General features: G+C 36.4%; 16 protein-coding genes. 13 read left to right on the forward strand and 3 right to left on the reverse strand.

Going from position 1 to position 15,959, the window contains the following annotated elements; translation table 11 throughout:
• Window positions 1–13: 13 nt before the first annotated feature.
• Genes D1839_RS00970 through metK form a run of 7 tightly spaced genes read left to right on the forward strand, consistent with a single transcriptional unit; the run spans window position 14 to window position 7,757 of the window.
• Entirely contained in the window at window positions 14–928 is a 915-nt protein-coding gene (locus D1839_RS00970; RefSeq protein WP_120378016.1) for a glycyl-radical enzyme activating protein, read from the forward strand.
• A gap of 35 nt (window positions 929–963) precedes the next feature.
• Complete coding sequence (nifJ, locus tag D1839_RS00975; protein ID WP_158589576.1) at window positions 964–4,494, forward strand: pyruvate:ferredoxin (flavodoxin) oxidoreductase; 3,531 nt, start codon at window positions 964–966, stop codon at window positions 4,492–4,494.
• A gap of 17 nt (window positions 4,495–4,511) precedes the next feature.
• Entirely contained in the window at window positions 4,512–5,114 is a 603-nt protein-coding gene (locus tag D1839_RS00980; RefSeq protein WP_120378018.1) for a BMC domain-containing protein, read from the forward strand.
• The gene (locus tag D1839_RS00985; protein ID WP_050351402.1) at window positions 5,107–5,382 is read left to right on the forward strand and encodes a BMC domain-containing protein; all 276 of its coding nucleotides are present in this window, start codon (window positions 5,107–5,109) and stop codon (window positions 5,380–5,382) included. The genes D1839_RS00980 and D1839_RS00985 overlap by 8 nt, the downstream gene beginning before the upstream one ends.
• Before the next feature lie 55 nt (window positions 5,383–5,437).
• Window positions 5,438–6,280, forward strand: coding sequence for an ethanolamine utilization protein EutJ (gene eutJ, locus D1839_RS00990; protein ID WP_158589577.1), 843 nt, complete (start codon window positions 5,438–5,440; stop codon window positions 6,278–6,280).
• Between the two features lie 11 nt (window positions 6,281–6,291).
• Window positions 6,292–6,555, forward strand: a complete 264-nt coding sequence (locus D1839_RS00995; protein ID WP_120378020.1) for a EutN/CcmL family microcompartment protein — start codon at window positions 6,292–6,294, stop codon at window positions 6,553–6,555.
• A gap of 14 nt (window positions 6,556–6,569) precedes the next feature.
• Complete coding sequence (metK, locus tag D1839_RS01000) at window positions 6,570–7,757, forward strand: methionine adenosyltransferase (RefSeq protein WP_120378021.1); 1,188 nt, start codon at window positions 6,570–6,572, stop codon at window positions 7,755–7,757.
• 305 nt (window positions 7,758–8,062) lie between these two features.
• Here the strand turns inward: metK and D1839_RS01005 are convergent, their stop codons facing one another.
• Window positions 8,063–8,815: an exodeoxyribonuclease III gene (locus tag D1839_RS01005; protein ID WP_120378022.1), complete on the reverse strand. Its 753-nt coding sequence runs from the start codon at window positions 8,813–8,815 to the stop codon at window positions 8,063–8,065.
• Window positions 8,816–9,360: 545 nt separating this feature from the next.
• Between D1839_RS01005 and D1839_RS01010 the strand changes: the two genes are divergently transcribed.
• From D1839_RS01010 to D1839_RS01025, 4 genes are read left to right on the forward strand one after another with little or no spacing between them, the layout of a single operon-like run.
• A complete protein-coding gene (locus tag D1839_RS01010; protein ID WP_120378023.1) occupies window positions 9,361–9,750 on the forward strand; it encodes a GntR family transcriptional regulator in 390 nt (129 codons plus the stop codon).
• On the forward strand, window positions 9,747–10,436 hold the full coding sequence (locus tag D1839_RS01015; RefSeq protein ID WP_120378024.1) for an ATP-binding cassette domain-containing protein: 690 nt from the start codon (window positions 9,747–9,749) through the stop codon (window positions 10,434–10,436). The genes D1839_RS01010 and D1839_RS01015 overlap by 4 nt, the downstream gene beginning before the upstream one ends.
• A complete protein-coding gene (locus D1839_RS01020; protein ID WP_120378025.1) occupies window positions 10,433–11,266 on the forward strand; it encodes a hypothetical protein in 834 nt (277 codons plus the stop codon). Before D1839_RS01015 ends, D1839_RS01020 begins: the two co-directional genes overlap by 4 nt.
• Window positions 11,267–11,278: 12 nt before the next feature.
• The gene (locus tag D1839_RS01025) at window positions 11,279–12,493 is read left to right on the forward strand and encodes a hypothetical protein (RefSeq protein WP_120378026.1); all 1,215 of its coding nucleotides are present in this window, start codon (window positions 11,279–11,281) and stop codon (window positions 12,491–12,493) included.
• Between the two features lie 104 nt (window positions 12,494–12,597).
• On the opposite strand, the gene D1839_RS01030 is transcribed toward D1839_RS01025, so the two are convergent.
• Entirely contained in the window at window positions 12,598–12,945 is a 348-nt protein-coding gene (locus D1839_RS01030; RefSeq protein WP_120378027.1) for a thioredoxin family protein, read from the reverse strand.
• A 156-nt stretch (window positions 12,946–13,101) separates the two neighbouring features.
• On the opposite strand from D1839_RS01030, the gene D1839_RS01035 reads away from it, so the two are divergent.
• The gene (locus D1839_RS01035; protein WP_166554428.1) at window positions 13,102–13,272 is read left to right on the forward strand and encodes a hypothetical protein; all 171 of its coding nucleotides are present in this window, start codon (window positions 13,102–13,104) and stop codon (window positions 13,270–13,272) included.
• 159 nt (window positions 13,273–13,431) lie between these two features.
• Here the strand turns inward: D1839_RS01035 and D1839_RS01040 are convergent, their stop codons facing one another.
• Window positions 13,432–13,989, reverse strand: coding sequence for a CotY/CotZ family spore coat protein (locus D1839_RS01040; protein WP_120378028.1), 558 nt, complete (start codon window positions 13,987–13,989; stop codon window positions 13,432–13,434).
• A gap of 1,216 nt (window positions 13,990–15,205) precedes the next feature.
• Here D1839_RS01040 and D1839_RS01045 point away from each other — a divergent pair.
• On the forward strand, window positions 15,206–15,529 hold the full coding sequence (locus tag D1839_RS01045) for a hypothetical protein (RefSeq protein WP_147358267.1): 324 nt from the start codon (window positions 15,206–15,208) through the stop codon (window positions 15,527–15,529).
• Window positions 15,530–15,959 lie beyond the last annotated feature (430 nt).

Below are 15,959 nucleotides of genomic sequence, written 5' to 3' on the forward strand. Positions count from 1 at the left end.
GAGGGTAAAGAGAATGATAAAGAATAAAACAGGAACTATTTTTGACTTACAACGCTTTTCAGTTCATGATGGTCCTGGAATAAGGACGATTGTATTCTTTAAAGGATGTCCCTTAAGGTGTGAATGGTGCTGTAACCCAGAGAGTCAACATTTTAAACGCCAATTAATGGTTCTTACTGAAAATTGCATTGATTGCAGACTATGTGAGCCCGTTTGTCCAGTAGGAGCTATTTCCTTTACACCTGGAGTAACCATTGATCGTGATAAATGCATAGATTGTGGGAAGTGTGCCAATGTATGTTTTAGCGGAGCTTTAACCATGACTGGGAAAGAAATGACCGTAGAGGAACTCATAAGAGAACTTAGAAAAGACGAAATACATTACCGCAAATCAAATGGAGGTATTACGTTATCTGGTGGAGAAGCATTGGCCCAGCCTGATTTCGCCGCGGAGTTATTACAAGCGTGTCAACGAGAAGGGTGGCATACCGCGATTGAAACAGCTGCCTTTTCAAGTAAAGAGGCGTTAGAGAAAGTTCTTCCCCATCTTGATTTAGTGTTACTGGATATAAAACATGCAAATAGTGTGAAACACTATAAACATATTGGACAACCGAATGATCTTATTCTAAAGAATGCACAAATAATTGCTAACTACCCTAATGTAGAATTATCCATTCGAGTTCCAGTAATCCCAAAATTTAATGATACACCTGAGGAAATAGCGGAGATTGCTATGATCGCAAAAAAATTAGGTGATATAAAGATGGTTCATTTACTTCCTTATCATGGTTATGGTGCGAATAAATACGCTTCTCTGGATAATGATTATAAGATGGAAAACATGGAGCCGCCATCAGATAAAAAAATGAACATATTAAAGGAATTGGTAGAAGGAATGGAACTGAGCTGTAAAATTGGCGGATAAACGAATGGACTGATTACTTCTAGGAGATGGGAAAAATGAAGAAAATAATGAATGGGAATCATGCCGCAGCCTATATTTCTTATGCTTTTACTGATGTAGCCGCCTTATTCCCAATAACCCCCTCTTCTCCTATGGCTGAACAAATAGAAAAGTGGTCTGCAGAGAGGAAGAACAATATATTTCATTATCCTGTCCATACCATTTCTATGCAATCAGAAATTGGGGTTGCAGGGGCAATGCATGGGATGTTGAAATCAGGTGCACTGGCAACTGCCTATACTTGCTCCCAAGGATTATTATTAATGCTTCCTACCCTTTATAAATTAGTAGGGGAACTTTTGCCAGCAGTTATTCATGTCTCCGCTCGTTCTATCGCTACGAGCGCTTTAAGTATTTATGGAGACCATAGTGACGTAATGGCGGCAAGACAAACAGGAGTTGTAATGCTTGCTTCAGGTAATGTACAAGAAGTTGCATTATTTAGTACAGTGGCTCATCTAGCTGCAATAAAAGGAAGACTGCCAATTCTTCATTTCTTTGACGGGTTTCAAACAAGCCATGAAATTAGAAAAATTGAAGTACCTAGCTATAACATATTATACAAATATGTAGATGATGAAATGCTAGATGCTTTTAGAAATAATAGCCTGTCCAATTTTGCTCCTAAAGTATATGGTGCTTCAGAAACACCAGATATCTTTTTTCAGCAACGTGAGGCTAGTAACATTATTCACCTGAACATGGAGTCTGTCATCAAGCAAATAATTCGCAAATTAAATCCGTTGTTTGGTACTCAATGTTCGCTTGTAGATTATAAAGGTGCAGAAAATGCTGAATATGTCATTATTGCTATGGGTTCTGTTCAGGAGACGATTAAGCAAGTAGTTTGTGAACAAAATGCATTAGGCAAAAAATATGGTTTGCTGGCAGTTCATCTTTATCGACCATTCCCTACGGATACCTTTTTAAACTTAATTCCCAAAAGTATACGAAAGATTGCAGTTTTAGATCGAACGAAAGAACCTGGGTCCACTGGAGAACCTTTACTTTTAGATGTACAGAGTGCTTGTAACAGTTTGGACATTCCGCCAAAAATAATTGGTGGGAGGTATGGCATAGGTTCAAAAGAAGTGACTCCCGATCAGATCCGTTCTATTTTTATCGAACTTGAAAAAAAACATCCTAAAAGAAGGTTTACTATCGGTATAGATGATAATGTGACAGGTCTATCCTTGGAAAGATATGGGGAGGAAGATTTGACTGATTGGAGAACTTTTCAGGCGAAAATATGGGGATTTGGTTCGGATGGCGCAGTAACTGGTGCAGAACATTTTATTGAAATAATTGGCGAGGAAACAGAAAAGGATGTTCAAGGACAATTCTATTATAGCCCAAATAAAACGAGAAATATGACATTATCTCATCTACGTATAGCCGATGAAAAGATCCAATCGTCCTATTTTGTGAAGAGAAGCAATATGGTAGTTTGCTATAAAGAGCAGTACTTGAAACAATATGATGTTCTAGACGGGCTACAGGAAGAGGGAACCTTTCTATTAAACACTTCTATGGGGGAAGATGCAATAGATAAAAGGCTACCTCACCATGTGAAAAAATATTTGATAGAGCGCAAGATAAACTTCTATATAATTAATGCCAACAGACTTGCACGTAAATATGAGTTAGGTCCCATCTTGAATACAATTATGATGACAGCGATGCTTGGTCTTACTAACTTTTTGGAATTTCAAAAAGCGAAGGAAACATATCGAGAAATTCTAGATAGAGGTAAGTTATCCAAGCACCCTGCTTATAAGAAAAACATGTATGCAGCGATGGGCGAAACTATTTATTGGATAAAAAAAGTAAAGTTGAAAGAAATGGGTGATGAAGTTCTGGAAGAGGATTCGGAGCCTATCCACGTAAAAAATTTATTTACAGAAAAAATTATTCTCCCAATGAAAAATTTAAATGGAGCCAGCATTACAACAGAAGATATCATTGACTCAGGAATGATCGACGGAAGTCTGCCCTTAGGAACAAGTTGGAAACAACATCACGGTTATGCGGATAAAATTCCTGAATGGAACAGTGAGAGTTGTATACAATGCAACCTTTGTTCTGTTATTTGTCCTCATGCTACTATTCGTCCATTTGTTTTGAATGAAGAGGAGAATGCAAACAAACCAACTACAATGAGCACTTCTATTGAAAAAAAGAATAAAAACCGACACTTTAGAATTCAGGTAAACCCAAACTTTTGTACAGGATGCTCATTATGTGAATCCATATGTCCGGCCAAAAATAAAGCGATTAAAATGGTGCTGGCAAAGGAAAACCATGTCCAGCGTGAAGTGCAAAATTGGGATTTCATAATGTTTAGAAAAAATGACTGCTGGAAAACAAATGCAAGACATACGGTTTATGAAAACCAGTTCAGACAGCCATTGTTTGAGTTTGTAAATGCATGTGCTGGATGTGGCGAAACACCCTATATAAAACTGCTCACACAATTATTTGGTGAACGTTTATCTATTGCTAATGCAACAGGATGCTCTTCTATTTGGGGAGGATCGACACCATTTGTACCTTATACCCTAAATCAAGACAAGGAAGGACCAACATGGGCGAATTCCCTGTTTGAAAATAATGCCGCATTTGGAATGGGTATGCGAATTGGGAATCAGGTAATTAAAAACCAAGTAAAGATGTTAATAAAGAAAGAAACAGTGAACCCATTACAAATGGATCACGTAAAGGATGTTTTCAATCAATGGTTGGTAGGTACTTCTGATAAACAAAAACAGTTTGAGCTAACAAAAAAACTCATCTCTATCATAGATAAAGAAAGAGCGAACTCAGATATATTGGAAAGTATTTATCAAAAAAGGCATTATGTAATCGAGAAATCTCAATGGCTCATTGGCGGTGATGGCTGGGCTTATGATATTGATTTTGCAGGCATTGACCATGTGCTGTCAAAAGGCGAAGATGTAAATATTTTGATTTTGGATAATGAAGGATACGCGAACACGGGTGGGCAAGCTTCTAAAGCTTCACCGAAAGGAGCTAATCTAAAGTTAGCATCAGGCGGCAAAAGGGAAGCAAAGAAAGACATTGGAATATTTGCCATGAACTATGAACATGTTTATGTTGCACAAGTATGTTTACCTGCAAATCCTCAGCAAACCACTCGAGCTCTAACGGAGGCGGAGGAGTTTCCAGGTCCATCCATCATTATAGCTTATAGTCCATGCATATTAAACGGTAACAAAGATAATATGCTGCTAGAAGGGAAAAAAGCAACAGAATGTGGCTACTGGCCATTGTATCGTTTTAATCCCAGCTTAATCTTACAAGGTAAAAACCCAATGAAGTTCGATTCAAAACAACCAAATTGGGGAGCCTTCCGTGGATTTCTTTTAACTCAAAAGCGGTTTGCAACAAGTGAAAATTTGAATGCTCATGAAGCTGACCAACTACTTCAAGAAAATGAAGCAGATGCGCGTAAAAGGTATAATCGCTATCAAATGATTCAAGAAATGTACAAGTGTGCTAAAAATTAATGTGAGAAGGTGAGCGGATGCGGGACGCACTAGGAATCATAGAAGTAAGGGGACTTGTTTCCTCCATCGAAGTTTCTGATGCGATGCTAAAAGCAGCTGATGTTCAATTAACAAAGTTAAACATCACCAGGGGAATTGGATGGATGATGATTGCTGTAAATGGAAAGGTAGGAGCAGTTAATGCTGCGATAGAGGCAGGGGAAAAAGTTGCTGCTTTTAAAAATTCTCTTGTCTCTTCTAAAGTTATTCCAAGACCAATCGATGATATTTTTCAAAGTGCAGATCATGGAAATGAGCTGCACAAAAATGTTTTTAACCAAAAAAAGGCATCACGTACCCGGAAAAAGGTTGTGAATAAAACTTCTGATCTTGAAGAATTAGCCAAGGGGAATAAAAAACAATCCAAAAAGACGGAAGAAAAAGAAATAAATGATAGAAAAGAGGAAACGAAATCTAAATCGCCACAAAAAGCGACCGAGGCTAACAATGATCTAAATAAAACGAAGCCCAAATCGTCTAAACGAGTGAGTGCAACTAGTAAGAGAACAACGACTACAAAATCAAACACGCGTCCCCAGAAAAATAAAAGTGAAACAATAGGAGGAAAAGAAAATGAATGATGCTTTAGGAATGATAGAGACTAAAGGATTTATTGGAGCCATTGAAGCCGCAGATGCGATGGTTAAATCAGCTAATGTTCAAATTATCGGCTATAAACAAATTGGAGCGGGTTTGGTTACCGTGCTAGTAAGAGGGGATGTAGGAGCAGTAAAATCTGCTGTTGATGCAGGCATTATGGCCGCAAAAAATGTGGGAGAAGTAATTTCTACACATGTTATTCCAAGACCCCACTCCGACGTTGAAAAAATAATACCTATGACAAAGTAACGATTAGCGTATAATGGCGTTATTTTTTGCTGTGATTTTTTTGAGGAGAAAAAGTATGAAGAAGAATGTGTACAGGACAAATACGATATTGAAACAGGTTAGCAAAATGGCTAATTGTTCTACAAATGTCATCATTGAAGATAACACAAAAATAAAAGTAGGAATAGATCTAGGGACGTCATCAATTGTTTTAGTAGTAGTAGATGAAAGTGATCATCCAGTATTTGTTGCTTCTGAGGATGCGAGTGTTGTGACAGATGGTCTAGTAGTTCATTTTATGGAAGCAATATCCATTGTAAAACACTTGAAGAATAAAGCAGAAAATCAGCTTCAAAGGCCGGTGACTTTGGCAGCAGGCGCTGTGCCACCTGGAACCGTTGGCAACAATAAAAAAATCATTGAAAATGTCATTCATGGTGCAGGTATGGAGGTTACGGAAATTTTCGATGAACCAACAGCTGCTGCAGCTGTTTTAAATATACAGGATGGAGCAGTGGTTGATATTGGAGGGGGTACTACCGGGATAAGTATATTCAACAATGGAAAAGTTGCATATTCGGGAGACGAAGCAACTGGTGGTACCCATATGACGTTAGTTTTAGCTGGACATTACGGGCTAACCTTAGAAGAAGGAGAAATATTAAAGAGAGATAGTACGAAATATGATGAGAATTTTTTAATTATGCAACCAGTCGCAGAGAAAATGGCAAGTATTACGAAAAAATTCCTTAATGATTATGGAAAAAAAGTTAAAACGATACATTTAGTTGGTGGGATGATGATGTATCCGCAGTTCACGAGGATATTTAAGGTTGTTACGCAGTTACAAGTTATTCAGGCTGACCACCCTAAATATGTTACCCCGTTAGGAATTGCACTTAAAAGTACGGCGTTTTAGGAGGGAAAATGATGCAAATTGGAAAAGTTGCAGGAAATGTAGTGTCTACCAAAAAGGTAGATAGTTTAACAGGATATAAATTAATGATTGTCGATTTGATTCGCATTCCTTCAAAAAAAGTTTATCAAGAGGTAATAGCAATTGATAAGGTGGGCGCCGGCAAGGGTGAATATGTCTTAGTGACACTCGGAAGTGCAGCTAGAAATATTACCAAAAGTTCAGATGCAATCGTCGACGCTGCCATTGTAGGAATTATTGATACCTTTGATGAATAAAAGGGGTGAAAAAAATGGAAACATCCCAAATCACTTCTGAATCAGTAACAGAAGGGCATCCAGATAAATTATGTGATCAAATATCAGATCATATTTTGGATGAATACTTACGTCAAGACCCTGATTCAAGAGTTGCAATTGAGTGTATGATTTCTAGGAATTTGCTAGTTATTGCTGGAGAAGTAAAAAGTAAAGCGATCGTTCCAATTGAAGAAATAGCTAGAAATACGATAGTGTCTGTTGGTTATGATAATGCTGTAAAGGGAATGAATGGGCATCAGTGCATCATTGTTAAGAATATCAACGAGCAGTCTGCTGATATTAATCAAGGTGTCGATATAGAGTCTCGTTTTTGTAAGAAAATAGGAGCAGGGGATCAAGGGATCATGTATGGATTTGCTTGTAATGAGACGGCTAGTTACTTACCTTTGACCGTTGATTTAGCCCATAAACTTGCAAAACGGTTAAGTGAAGTAAGAAAAAATGGTACTTTATCTTATTTGAACCCAGATGGAAAAACACAAGTAACTGTTGAATATGATGAATATAATCGTCCAATAGGGATTAAAAATATTACTATATCTGCGCAACACAAGGATGGTATAGACCAACATAAACTTATTGAGGGTATCGTGCAAAATGTGATAAAGCCTGTTATTCCTAAAGGACTCTTAAAGCAGAGTACCAGTTTACTCATTAATCCAACAGGACGCTTTGTAATTGGCGGTCCTTTAGGTGATACAGGATTGACGGGCAGAAAGATTATGGTAGACACATATGGTGGAATTATTCCTCATGGAGGGGGCGCCTTTTCTGGAAAAGATGCTTCTAAAGTGGATAGGACAGGTGCTTACATGTGTCGCTACGTAGCTAAAAATATTGTAGCAGCAGGGTTAGCGGATCGTTGTAATATTTCCCTTACTTATACCATTGGAGTTGAAAACCCTACTTCTATTTATTTAAATACTTTCGACACGGAGAAAGTAAATAAGAAATTACTTTATGCAATGATCAAATATATATTTGATTTTTCTGTTAAGGGTATGATTGAGTCATTAAATTTGAAAGAGCCTATCTTCTCTAAGACTTCTGTATATGGACATTTTAAAGATAATCCTAATCTACCATGGGAAAGGGCAGATAAAGCAAATTTATTAAAAGCATATGTTTCTCAGCTTTATGAGAAGATCGGAAGTGCTTAAGAATTCAAAACGAAAGTAATGGCTGATATTAGTGTTTATCGATTAAGTCGTATAAAACATTAACAAACTTTGCTTCCACTCAAAGAATCTCGTATATGCGTCATTATTTTTTAGGATGGTAGTGGAACTAGCCCACATGTACTTTAGTGGGCTAGTTGAATATGAAATTAGCCAAATTGATGTACAATAGTCAGTTTTAATTTTTTCACTACTTTTGGGATTTTTCGTTGACTGCTGATATATAAGGTTTTAAGGGGTGCCTCCTTTAACATTCATTAGGGGATAACCCAAAATTTCACTTTCATTTATTTTAACTCCAGTCTGATTGGACAATGATCGCTTCCTAACACATCGAGGTCTACATCTGCATGTAATAAACATTCCTTTAACCGGTTGGAAACAATAAAATAGTCAATCCGCCAGCCAATGTTTCTTTCGCGTACGGTTTTCATATACGACCACCATGTATATAAGCCGTCTGTATGAGGATGAAAATAACGCAATGTATCGGTAAATCCATTGTTTAGCAATCGGCTCATTTTTTCCCGCTCTTCTATTGTAAAGCCGGAGTTACCATAATTGGTTTTGTAATTGCGAATATCAATTTCTTGATGGGCAACGTTTAAGTCCCCACAATAAATGACTGGCTTTTTCTCATCCAGTTCGACTAAGTAAGTATAGATTTGATCTTCCCATTGCAGACGGTGATCAAGTCGAGAGAGATCCCGCTTGGCATTAGGGGTATATATATTAACTAGATAATAGTTTTCAAATTCTAAAGTGATAATTCGTCCTTCTTCTTCAGTAACTGCTTCGCCGACTCCGTAGGAGACAGCTAGTGGTTTATGCTTTGTGAAAATAGCTGTACCAGAATAGCCTTTTTTGACGGCATAGTTCCAATATTGGTGGTAGCCTTCTAATGGTAAATGGAGTTGCCCTGCTTGCAATTTTATTTCTTGAAGGCAAAAAATGTCTGCATTTACTGTATTAAAATAATCAAGAAAACCTTTACGAATACAGGCACGTAGACCGTTGACATTCCAAGATACGAGTTTCATAGATGAGTTAGTTCCTTTCTTGACGGTTCTTTTTCTATTAGAAATGAATCCAAATAATCCAGCTTGAAATGAAGTGATTGGGTCCTTCTTCATTTTACTTTCGTAATATTGGAGTTAAGTTTTCTTGGTTTCTGCTCTTCTTTAAAAAAAGCAGCTAGTGTTGAAAATATGGTTGCGGTTCCAGAAATATTACATGAGGGACGATGTAATTATCTTCATTTTAGCATAGGTAAAGAAGTTTCATTGCATGATATGCCTAGCTGATATGTCTAAATATAACATTTAAAAAAATAAGTTTTATGGAAGAGATGGATGGATTACTTGTTTTAATTTTTACTGTGAAAGAAACCATTGACAAAGAAGTGTATGAGGCCTATAATACAGTTTGAATAGTGTATTAAGTGTTTCATACACTTGAGTTGTTATTTTTTTAAATGCTGTCCTTTGATATCAATTTGGATAATTGACGTTAATTCAACATATTTTTTTACGTGAAGTGTATTAAATGATTAATACACACAAAGTTAAATATAGGAGCTGTTGCTATGAAAATAAATTTTAATCGCAGGGAGCCTGTTTATGTGCAAGTGATTCGTTATTTTAAGCAGCAGATTGCGACGAACATGTTCGAACCAGGACAGGAAATCCCTTCCCGTCGAGAATTAGCAGGGGAAATAAAGATTAATCCGAATACGGTACAACGCGCGTATAAAGAAATGGAGGAACAGGGCTTGATTTATACGGAAGGAAATTTGCCTAGTAAAATTACGCAAGATGAGCAAGTGCTTAAAGCGGTACGTGAGGAACTTATCATGGATGCAGTAGACGAGTTTGTAGCAACGGTTCAACCTGTACATGCGCCATTTGAGGAAATTATAACGCTTTTACAAGAAAAATATGAGCAAGCAATAGAGGGTAAGGGGGATGAGCAATGATTGAAGTCAAGGATATCACCAAAAAATTTGGTCGGAAACAGGTGTTAAAAGGAGTAACTTTTACAGCGGAAAAAGGGGAAATTACTTGTCTAATAGGTATTAATGGTGTTGGAAAAACAACCATATTGAATGCAATCATGGCTTTAACCCCGATCAAGACAGGAGAAATTTTAATTGATGGTGAAAAATTAAAGCCCGCAACGTTTAATCATATTACGTTTATTCCTGATGCGATTACTGTATTACCACAAATGACAATCGAAGAATCCATGCAATTTATGAAAGACTATTACGGAACATGGAATGATGATCGTGCTCAAGAGTTATTATCGTTTTTTAAATTAAAGCCAGAAGAGAAAATTTCTAGCCTATCCAAAGGAAATACGGCGAAAGCCAACTTATTACTGGGGCTTGCCCTTGACGTGGACTATATTCTTATGGATGAACCTTTCTCAGGCATTGATATGTTTAGCAGGGAACAAATTGCCGATGTATTTACAAGTCATCTAATTGAAGATCGTGGGGTTATTATTACGACCCATGAGATTGGTGATATTGAACATTTAATTGACAAAGTCGTTTTACTTGATGACGGTGTTGTTAAAAAGCAGTTTTATACTGAAGAAATCCGTGCAGCAGAAGGAAAGTCGGTCATTGATGTAATGAGAGAGGAGTACAAGTCATGAAAAGCTATTTACGATTAACGGAATTTGAATTAGGCAGATTTTTCAAGTTTTATTTTGTGTTAATTGGCTTAACGATTGTTTCCCAATTAATTGGTGTTGTCGTGGTTTCAAAGGGATATATGAGTGAAGCAAATAAAGCCATTTTTCAAGAGGGAATGTCAAAACAGACCTTTATTGAACAGACAGGACCTATAAGTTTGCTTGGTTGGATGAACTCGATTTGGTTTTTAGGACCGATTGCGTTTTGCATTGCTTCATTACTCATATATATGTTTCTAATTTGGTATCGCGATTGGTTAGGGAAAAACACCTTTATTTATCGTTTATTGATGTTACCAACTCAAAGAATCAATCTGTTTTTTGCTAAGGCAACTGCCATTTTCGCTATGGTTCTCGGTTTGGTCGCTTTACAAGTGTTGCTTATATTTATAGCAGGAATTGTGCTGGAATGGATGGTTCCAAATGAATTTATGTCAGTGATGAGTATCACTGATCTAAGTATAGCTTTTCCATATTTACATACGATATTGCCAGCTACATTTACTGAATTTGTTCTATACTATAGTACTGGTTTGATGGCTGTTTTTGTCTTTTTTACGGCAATTCTTATTGAGCGTAGTTATCGTTGGAAAGGCTTGATATTTGCAATCGGATATGTAGCGCTAGCAACGATATTTTTTATGTCGCCATTTATTGTAAGTATGATATCGGAAGAAGTGTCTTTATATCCACTTGAGTGGCTTACGGTTCAAATCATTTTAGGCTTAATTGTAGTGGTAGCTTCAGTAGTAGTAAGTCGTTATTTATTGGCAAAGAAAATTACGGTGTAAGGAGGAAGTGCTGTGGAGCGATACTGGAAATTGATTTTTATCTCATGTCTGCTTGTGTTCGGAATTGGATTTTTTTACTTGCATCATACATTTGCAGAGAAAGAGGTTCCCAAGTATACATGGGAAAAACAAGCAGGAAATGATGAGGCGTTAGAAGATGTGTTGATGGAGGGATATGTACAAGGAGAAAACTATTTTTCTGAAGAAATACAACTGGCTGGGGAAGATAGAATTTATGCAAGCCAACTTTCTTTTTTTGAGAAGCTAAACGGGGTGATAAAGAACCCGAAAATCAAGGAATTGCAACAGGAATATCGTGGTTTTATGCGTGGGAAAGCAGAGAATACTGAAATCTATTTTGAGAATGAGAACATTCTCGCATACGCAGATGTGAAATCGGAATCGGACAGCAGCCAGTTTGGACAAGGGAACTTTGAATTAGAAGTGGAGGCATTGTATAAAAAGGAAGATAAAACCACTTCCTTTTCTATCAAAATTCCGAATCAAAATGACTATGATTATATGGCCGTACAAGATGTGATGGCTATAAATGGCAAGCTTTACGTCGTTACCCAAAATGACATATATGAAGGGGAAGATGAATATTACACCGAATGGCGTCTATATACATTACATCTTAAGGAAGAAAAATTAATTAGTGAAGCAAAACTATTTTCAAACAAGGGAGAAGATGACTCGGAAAATGAAGGGGGGTACTTATTACAAGACCCTGACCAGCTAAGTGCGAGTAAATATATTGCTATTGAGGTCACAAAAGTAGTCGATGGTGTATCCATGGTGGATATTCATCTGTTTGATTTGGAAACACAGGAAAAATTACCAGTCGATGTTCCAAAAGAACTGCTGGAACAAGAAGTAATCGCACATATGGACGCTAAAAAGCTATACTTTATTCATGAACAGGAAGGGAAGATAAAAATAACACCTTACCAATTTGTTAAACAAAAAGTGGAGGAACCATTTGAAATTCCGATATCAGAATCCATTAATTCATCTATGACGAAATATACAAAGTTTATTAATGATAAGCTATATATTCTATATGATATGAATAGTGAAATGGATGGGAAAAATAGGTTGCCGTTAATGTACGTGATTGATTTAAAAGAAAAAAAATTATTCTATCAAGGTAAATTAAAGGCGGACAACAAGGAAGCAGAAAACAAATATTTAAGTATTTACATGATGTATGAGAATGAAAGGTAGGTAGTTAGAACGAAGAAATGAATGTTTTGGCAGCAGAAGTTATTTCTTGTTAGACGGGTCTATGTCAGGGGATACATGTTTTACACCATAGCAGTGGTTGGCGCTTACTTAGCTCCAACCACATGACTATAAATCTGATCTAATTTTTCGTGGAATAAATCCATATGCACAATTCTAGCTTCACGTAAATATTCTTTGCCATCTACGAAAAGCAGCAGTACAGGGACGGTGAACACGAAAAAGCGCCCAGCGATTTCTTCAACCTGATCTGCCGTTATATGTGCTGTGGCAATTTTGGGGAATTTTTCCATCAGTTCTTCGACTTGTGGGAATAACCCATGGCATACACTGCATGCTTCACGGGAAATATATAGGAAAGCAAGCTCATTTTGTTCAATAAATGCTTCTATATCATCTAAGTTTGATAACATAGTAAAATGATTTTCTGTCATTTGTTTTCCCTCCTACCATTAGAATAACATATGGGGGATTAGACATCTTGTTTAAAGTTTAGTTAGCATAAAAATCGGTTATACACTCTATATAAATTATTCGTTAGAAGCTTCATTCACTATTTTAAAATTGAGCCAAGCATGGAGTGATGGTAGATGAGCAAATCGTATAAAAAAAGAAAAGACATACAAGAAGATCGGACCAAATTGGATAAGTTCACTGAACAACAGCATGTGGATGATATTCCACTCGAAGATTTACGTGACGAAATGAAGGAAGAAAAGCAAAAAGGAAAATCAAAAGATTCTTCGCAAAGTGAGGAATAGGAAGTGGTATATTCTTTCAAAGGCCTTGATAAATCTGATCTGTGTAGGATGATTTCATTTAACAACCAGTGGGGATTAAAATATATCCACACTGGTTGTGCTTTTATTGTTTCCAACTCTTAAATGTTCGTTAGTTTTATCGGGAGATAAAGAAAATATTTAGTTAGCTAAGAAGCAGTCTGGTGAGAGTGGAGTTATTGGATCAAGACAGGTTATGCCAATGAAGTGATCAAGATCAACTGTTAAGCAAACACCACTAGCCACAAAGTTATTTATCAGTTTATCTTTATACCTATCATCACAAACGTAGGTAGCAAAATCTTGAGGTGATTTTTCATTTTTAATAGGTATTAAAAGCTCTAGATTAACACAGCATTTGCTCCCCACTATTTTTTTAGCTCGGAAAAATGGTGACTCGATTTCTTCAAAAATTTTGTCATGATAATGGTGACTATATTTTTTACAAAATCCTTTTCCAATAAATGGCTTGCAATTACCAATACAATAAAGCAGAAATGGAATGGTTGTATGCTTATTTAAAGGTTTTTGGCGTTTTTGTTTTAATTGTTGAATCGATGAGAAGCAGCTACTATCGCAGCAAGCGCGCTTTATTTGATCCTGTGCCTCAATAATTTTTCGTACTACCTTACATACACAATGTTCTGGATGACAATGGTCTTTCATTTTGCATGATTTTTTTGGCTTACAGTAATCCAAAACGTTTCACCTCTTTACGAAAAGTATAAGCTGCCATAAGATTTTTAGTAGTTTAAGAATAGAAGAAAAGTGTTGCACACTACTTAAATGGTTGTATGCATGGATATAGTGCCGGATATTTTTATTCGTGTGCCAACTGGATGTCCAACATTTCTTTTCTATTGTGTTATTCAAGTTATTTACGTTCACTTTGTTTATACTGCTGAAAGTTAATGGGTGGTTCTTATGACATGACAAAAGATGCGTTTAAATTAGTGTATGTATTTGTTAGTAATTGGCTTGTACGAATTGTATATTTTTAAAAAATAGTTATTTATCTATCATGTTTAATCTCTATGATGAAGATATTCTCATATAGACTAGCAAGATAAATAAAAAACCTATGGCTCCCATAATCAAAAAGCCAATTCTAAAATGTACGATAAGCATATAATAATGTAAATCGTACAAGATTGTATTGATTTGCCCATGAAACATTCTCCTTTTACAGGTGCCGACTAATGTCGGTGCCTTTTTCTTTTCGGACAACGCTCATGGCGATTCCAAAATGGATGCTGGAAGGAGTTTTCAACCGCCGTATGCAACAGGGAAAAGCGAAACCACTTTTACTACATGAGGAATAGTTTTACCCATTTTTTACAGAAATATTTATTCTCAATAGATAACGTAAATATTTAAAAGTTAACTAGTTATCTTTTCAAACTGAAAAATTTTACGGATAAGTTAAAAGGGAATCTTCTTAGTTTGAGGAGAACCTATGTGATGGTTTTAGGAAGAGTTTGAAGAGGGGATTTTTTTGTTGGCTAGGAAATTATAAAATTTTGCAGCTGTGGATAAACTTACTAAGTTATTTAGCTACGTCCGGAGCGAGCGCCCAACAACTAGGCGACTTCACGAATCGCCCTATGATAAAGTCATCATTGGTTCATGCAACACCGTCTCACCATGATTCCTAAAACTTTAGTTGCTTCGTCCCACTCGCTACGTTGCTAAACGGGCGCTCTGCGCCTTTGTTGCAACGTAATTGTTTCGAAGAAAAGTACTGAATAACCATTTCGATAAAGAAGGGTAGTCCCTTTTATCAATTTCATCCTAAAGTGATGGATACCCTTCCATAATAGCTCCAAAAACATATATTGCTAGTGTAAATAAAGAAAGGAGAGATGGAAAAATGAGTTGTTACTCAAGACATTGTGACTTTGAAAGGGAGAAAGAAATGAAACGTTTAGAGGTGATTTTAAAAGATATCTTATTCCAACTGCAGCAGCAAGGTCAAGCACAGGGGCAAGAACAAGGTCAAGCACAGGGGCAAGAGCAAGGGCAAGCGCAAGGCCAAACTCAGAACGATCGTACTAAATTCGAAAATAATGGAAATCCAAATGTAATCGTAAAGAATGAAGCTAACGCTTTGTCAATTGCTGCCATCGTCATTGTCTTATTATTTTTAAAAGAAGACGGATATAAAAAAGGTAAGATGAATAAAGAATCTTTTGGAGAAATTGTTAATATGCTTAAAGAGTTTAACAATTCCTCCGAATAAGATAGTTGATTAATAAATCAGGGACTTCATTGTCCCTGATTTAATTTGCTTACTGTATTATATACAGTGGCAATTTATTTGTGCGTGTACACATCAAAACGTAGTATTAACATTAAAGATGACGTTTTGTTACACAATAGGTGTAGAAACGTTATCTACGAGATCAAACGCATTTAACGACATGGCAGGTGGGGAAAATGTTATGTTATATCCAACGGGATCATTAGGAAAAACAACATCATAAATGTTTGGTGATATAACTAATCCCCAGGTTTGGCGCCATGAAAGAGATTATTATACAATTGGATATTGGCCGGAATCGACGTTGAAAATCCTAGTGTATACGTATAATCTACACAAACAGACAGATTACTAGATACAGAAAAGGATCTATACTTTCAATTGGCGGATTAGGATTGTAAATTGATCA

Origin of the sequence: Roseburia sp. 1XD42-34 (assembly GCF_009917385.1) — a bacterium.
In the GTDB taxonomy this organism is placed as follows: domain Bacteria; phylum Bacillota; class Bacilli; order Bacillales; family Amphibacillaceae; genus Virgibacillus.

What these genes read in the sequence shown, in the direction of transcription:
- D1839_RS00970 (WP_120378016.1), top strand. Translation starts at nt 14, where the DNA reads ATGATAAAGAATAAAACAGGAACTATTTTTGACTTACAACGCTTTTCA.
- nifJ (WP_158589576.1), top strand. Translation starts at nt 964, where the DNA reads ATGAAGAAAATAATGAATGGGAATCATGCCGCAGCCTATATTTCTTAT.
- D1839_RS00980 (WP_120378018.1), top strand. Translation starts at nt 4,512, where the DNA reads ATGCGGGACGCACTAGGAATCATAGAAGTAAGGGGACTTGTTTCCTCC.
- D1839_RS00985 (WP_050351402.1), top strand. Translation starts at nt 5,107, where the DNA reads ATGAATGATGCTTTAGGAATGATAGAGACTAAAGGATTTATTGGAGCC.
- eutJ (WP_158589577.1), top strand. Translation starts at nt 5,438, where the DNA reads ATGAAGAAGAATGTGTACAGGACAAATACGATATTGAAACAGGTTAGC.
- D1839_RS00995 (WP_120378020.1), top strand. Translation starts at nt 6,292, where the DNA reads ATGCAAATTGGAAAAGTTGCAGGAAATGTAGTGTCTACCAAAAAGGTA.
- metK (WP_120378021.1), top strand. Translation starts at nt 6,570, where the DNA reads ATGGAAACATCCCAAATCACTTCTGAATCAGTAACAGAAGGGCATCCA.
- D1839_RS01005 (WP_120378022.1), bottom strand. Translation starts at nt 8,815, where the DNA reads ATGAAACTCGTATCTTGGAATGTCAACGGTCTACGTGCCTGTATTCGT.
- D1839_RS01010 (WP_120378023.1), top strand. Translation starts at nt 9,361, where the DNA reads ATGAAAATAAATTTTAATCGCAGGGAGCCTGTTTATGTGCAAGTGATT.
- D1839_RS01015 (WP_120378024.1), top strand. Translation starts at nt 9,747, where the DNA reads ATGATTGAAGTCAAGGATATCACCAAAAAATTTGGTCGGAAACAGGTG.
- D1839_RS01020 (WP_120378025.1), top strand. Translation starts at nt 10,433, where the DNA reads ATGAAAAGCTATTTACGATTAACGGAATTTGAATTAGGCAGATTTTTC.
- D1839_RS01030 (WP_120378027.1), bottom strand. Translation starts at nt 12,945, where the DNA reads ATGACAGAAAATCATTTTACTATGTTATCAAACTTAGATGATATAGAA.
- D1839_RS01035 (WP_166554428.1), top strand. Translation starts at nt 13,102, where the DNA reads ATGAGCAAATCGTATAAAAAAAGAAAAGACATACAAGAAGATCGGACC.
- D1839_RS01045 (WP_147358267.1), top strand. Translation starts at nt 15,206, where the DNA reads ATGAAACGTTTAGAGGTGATTTTAAAAGATATCTTATTCCAACTGCAG.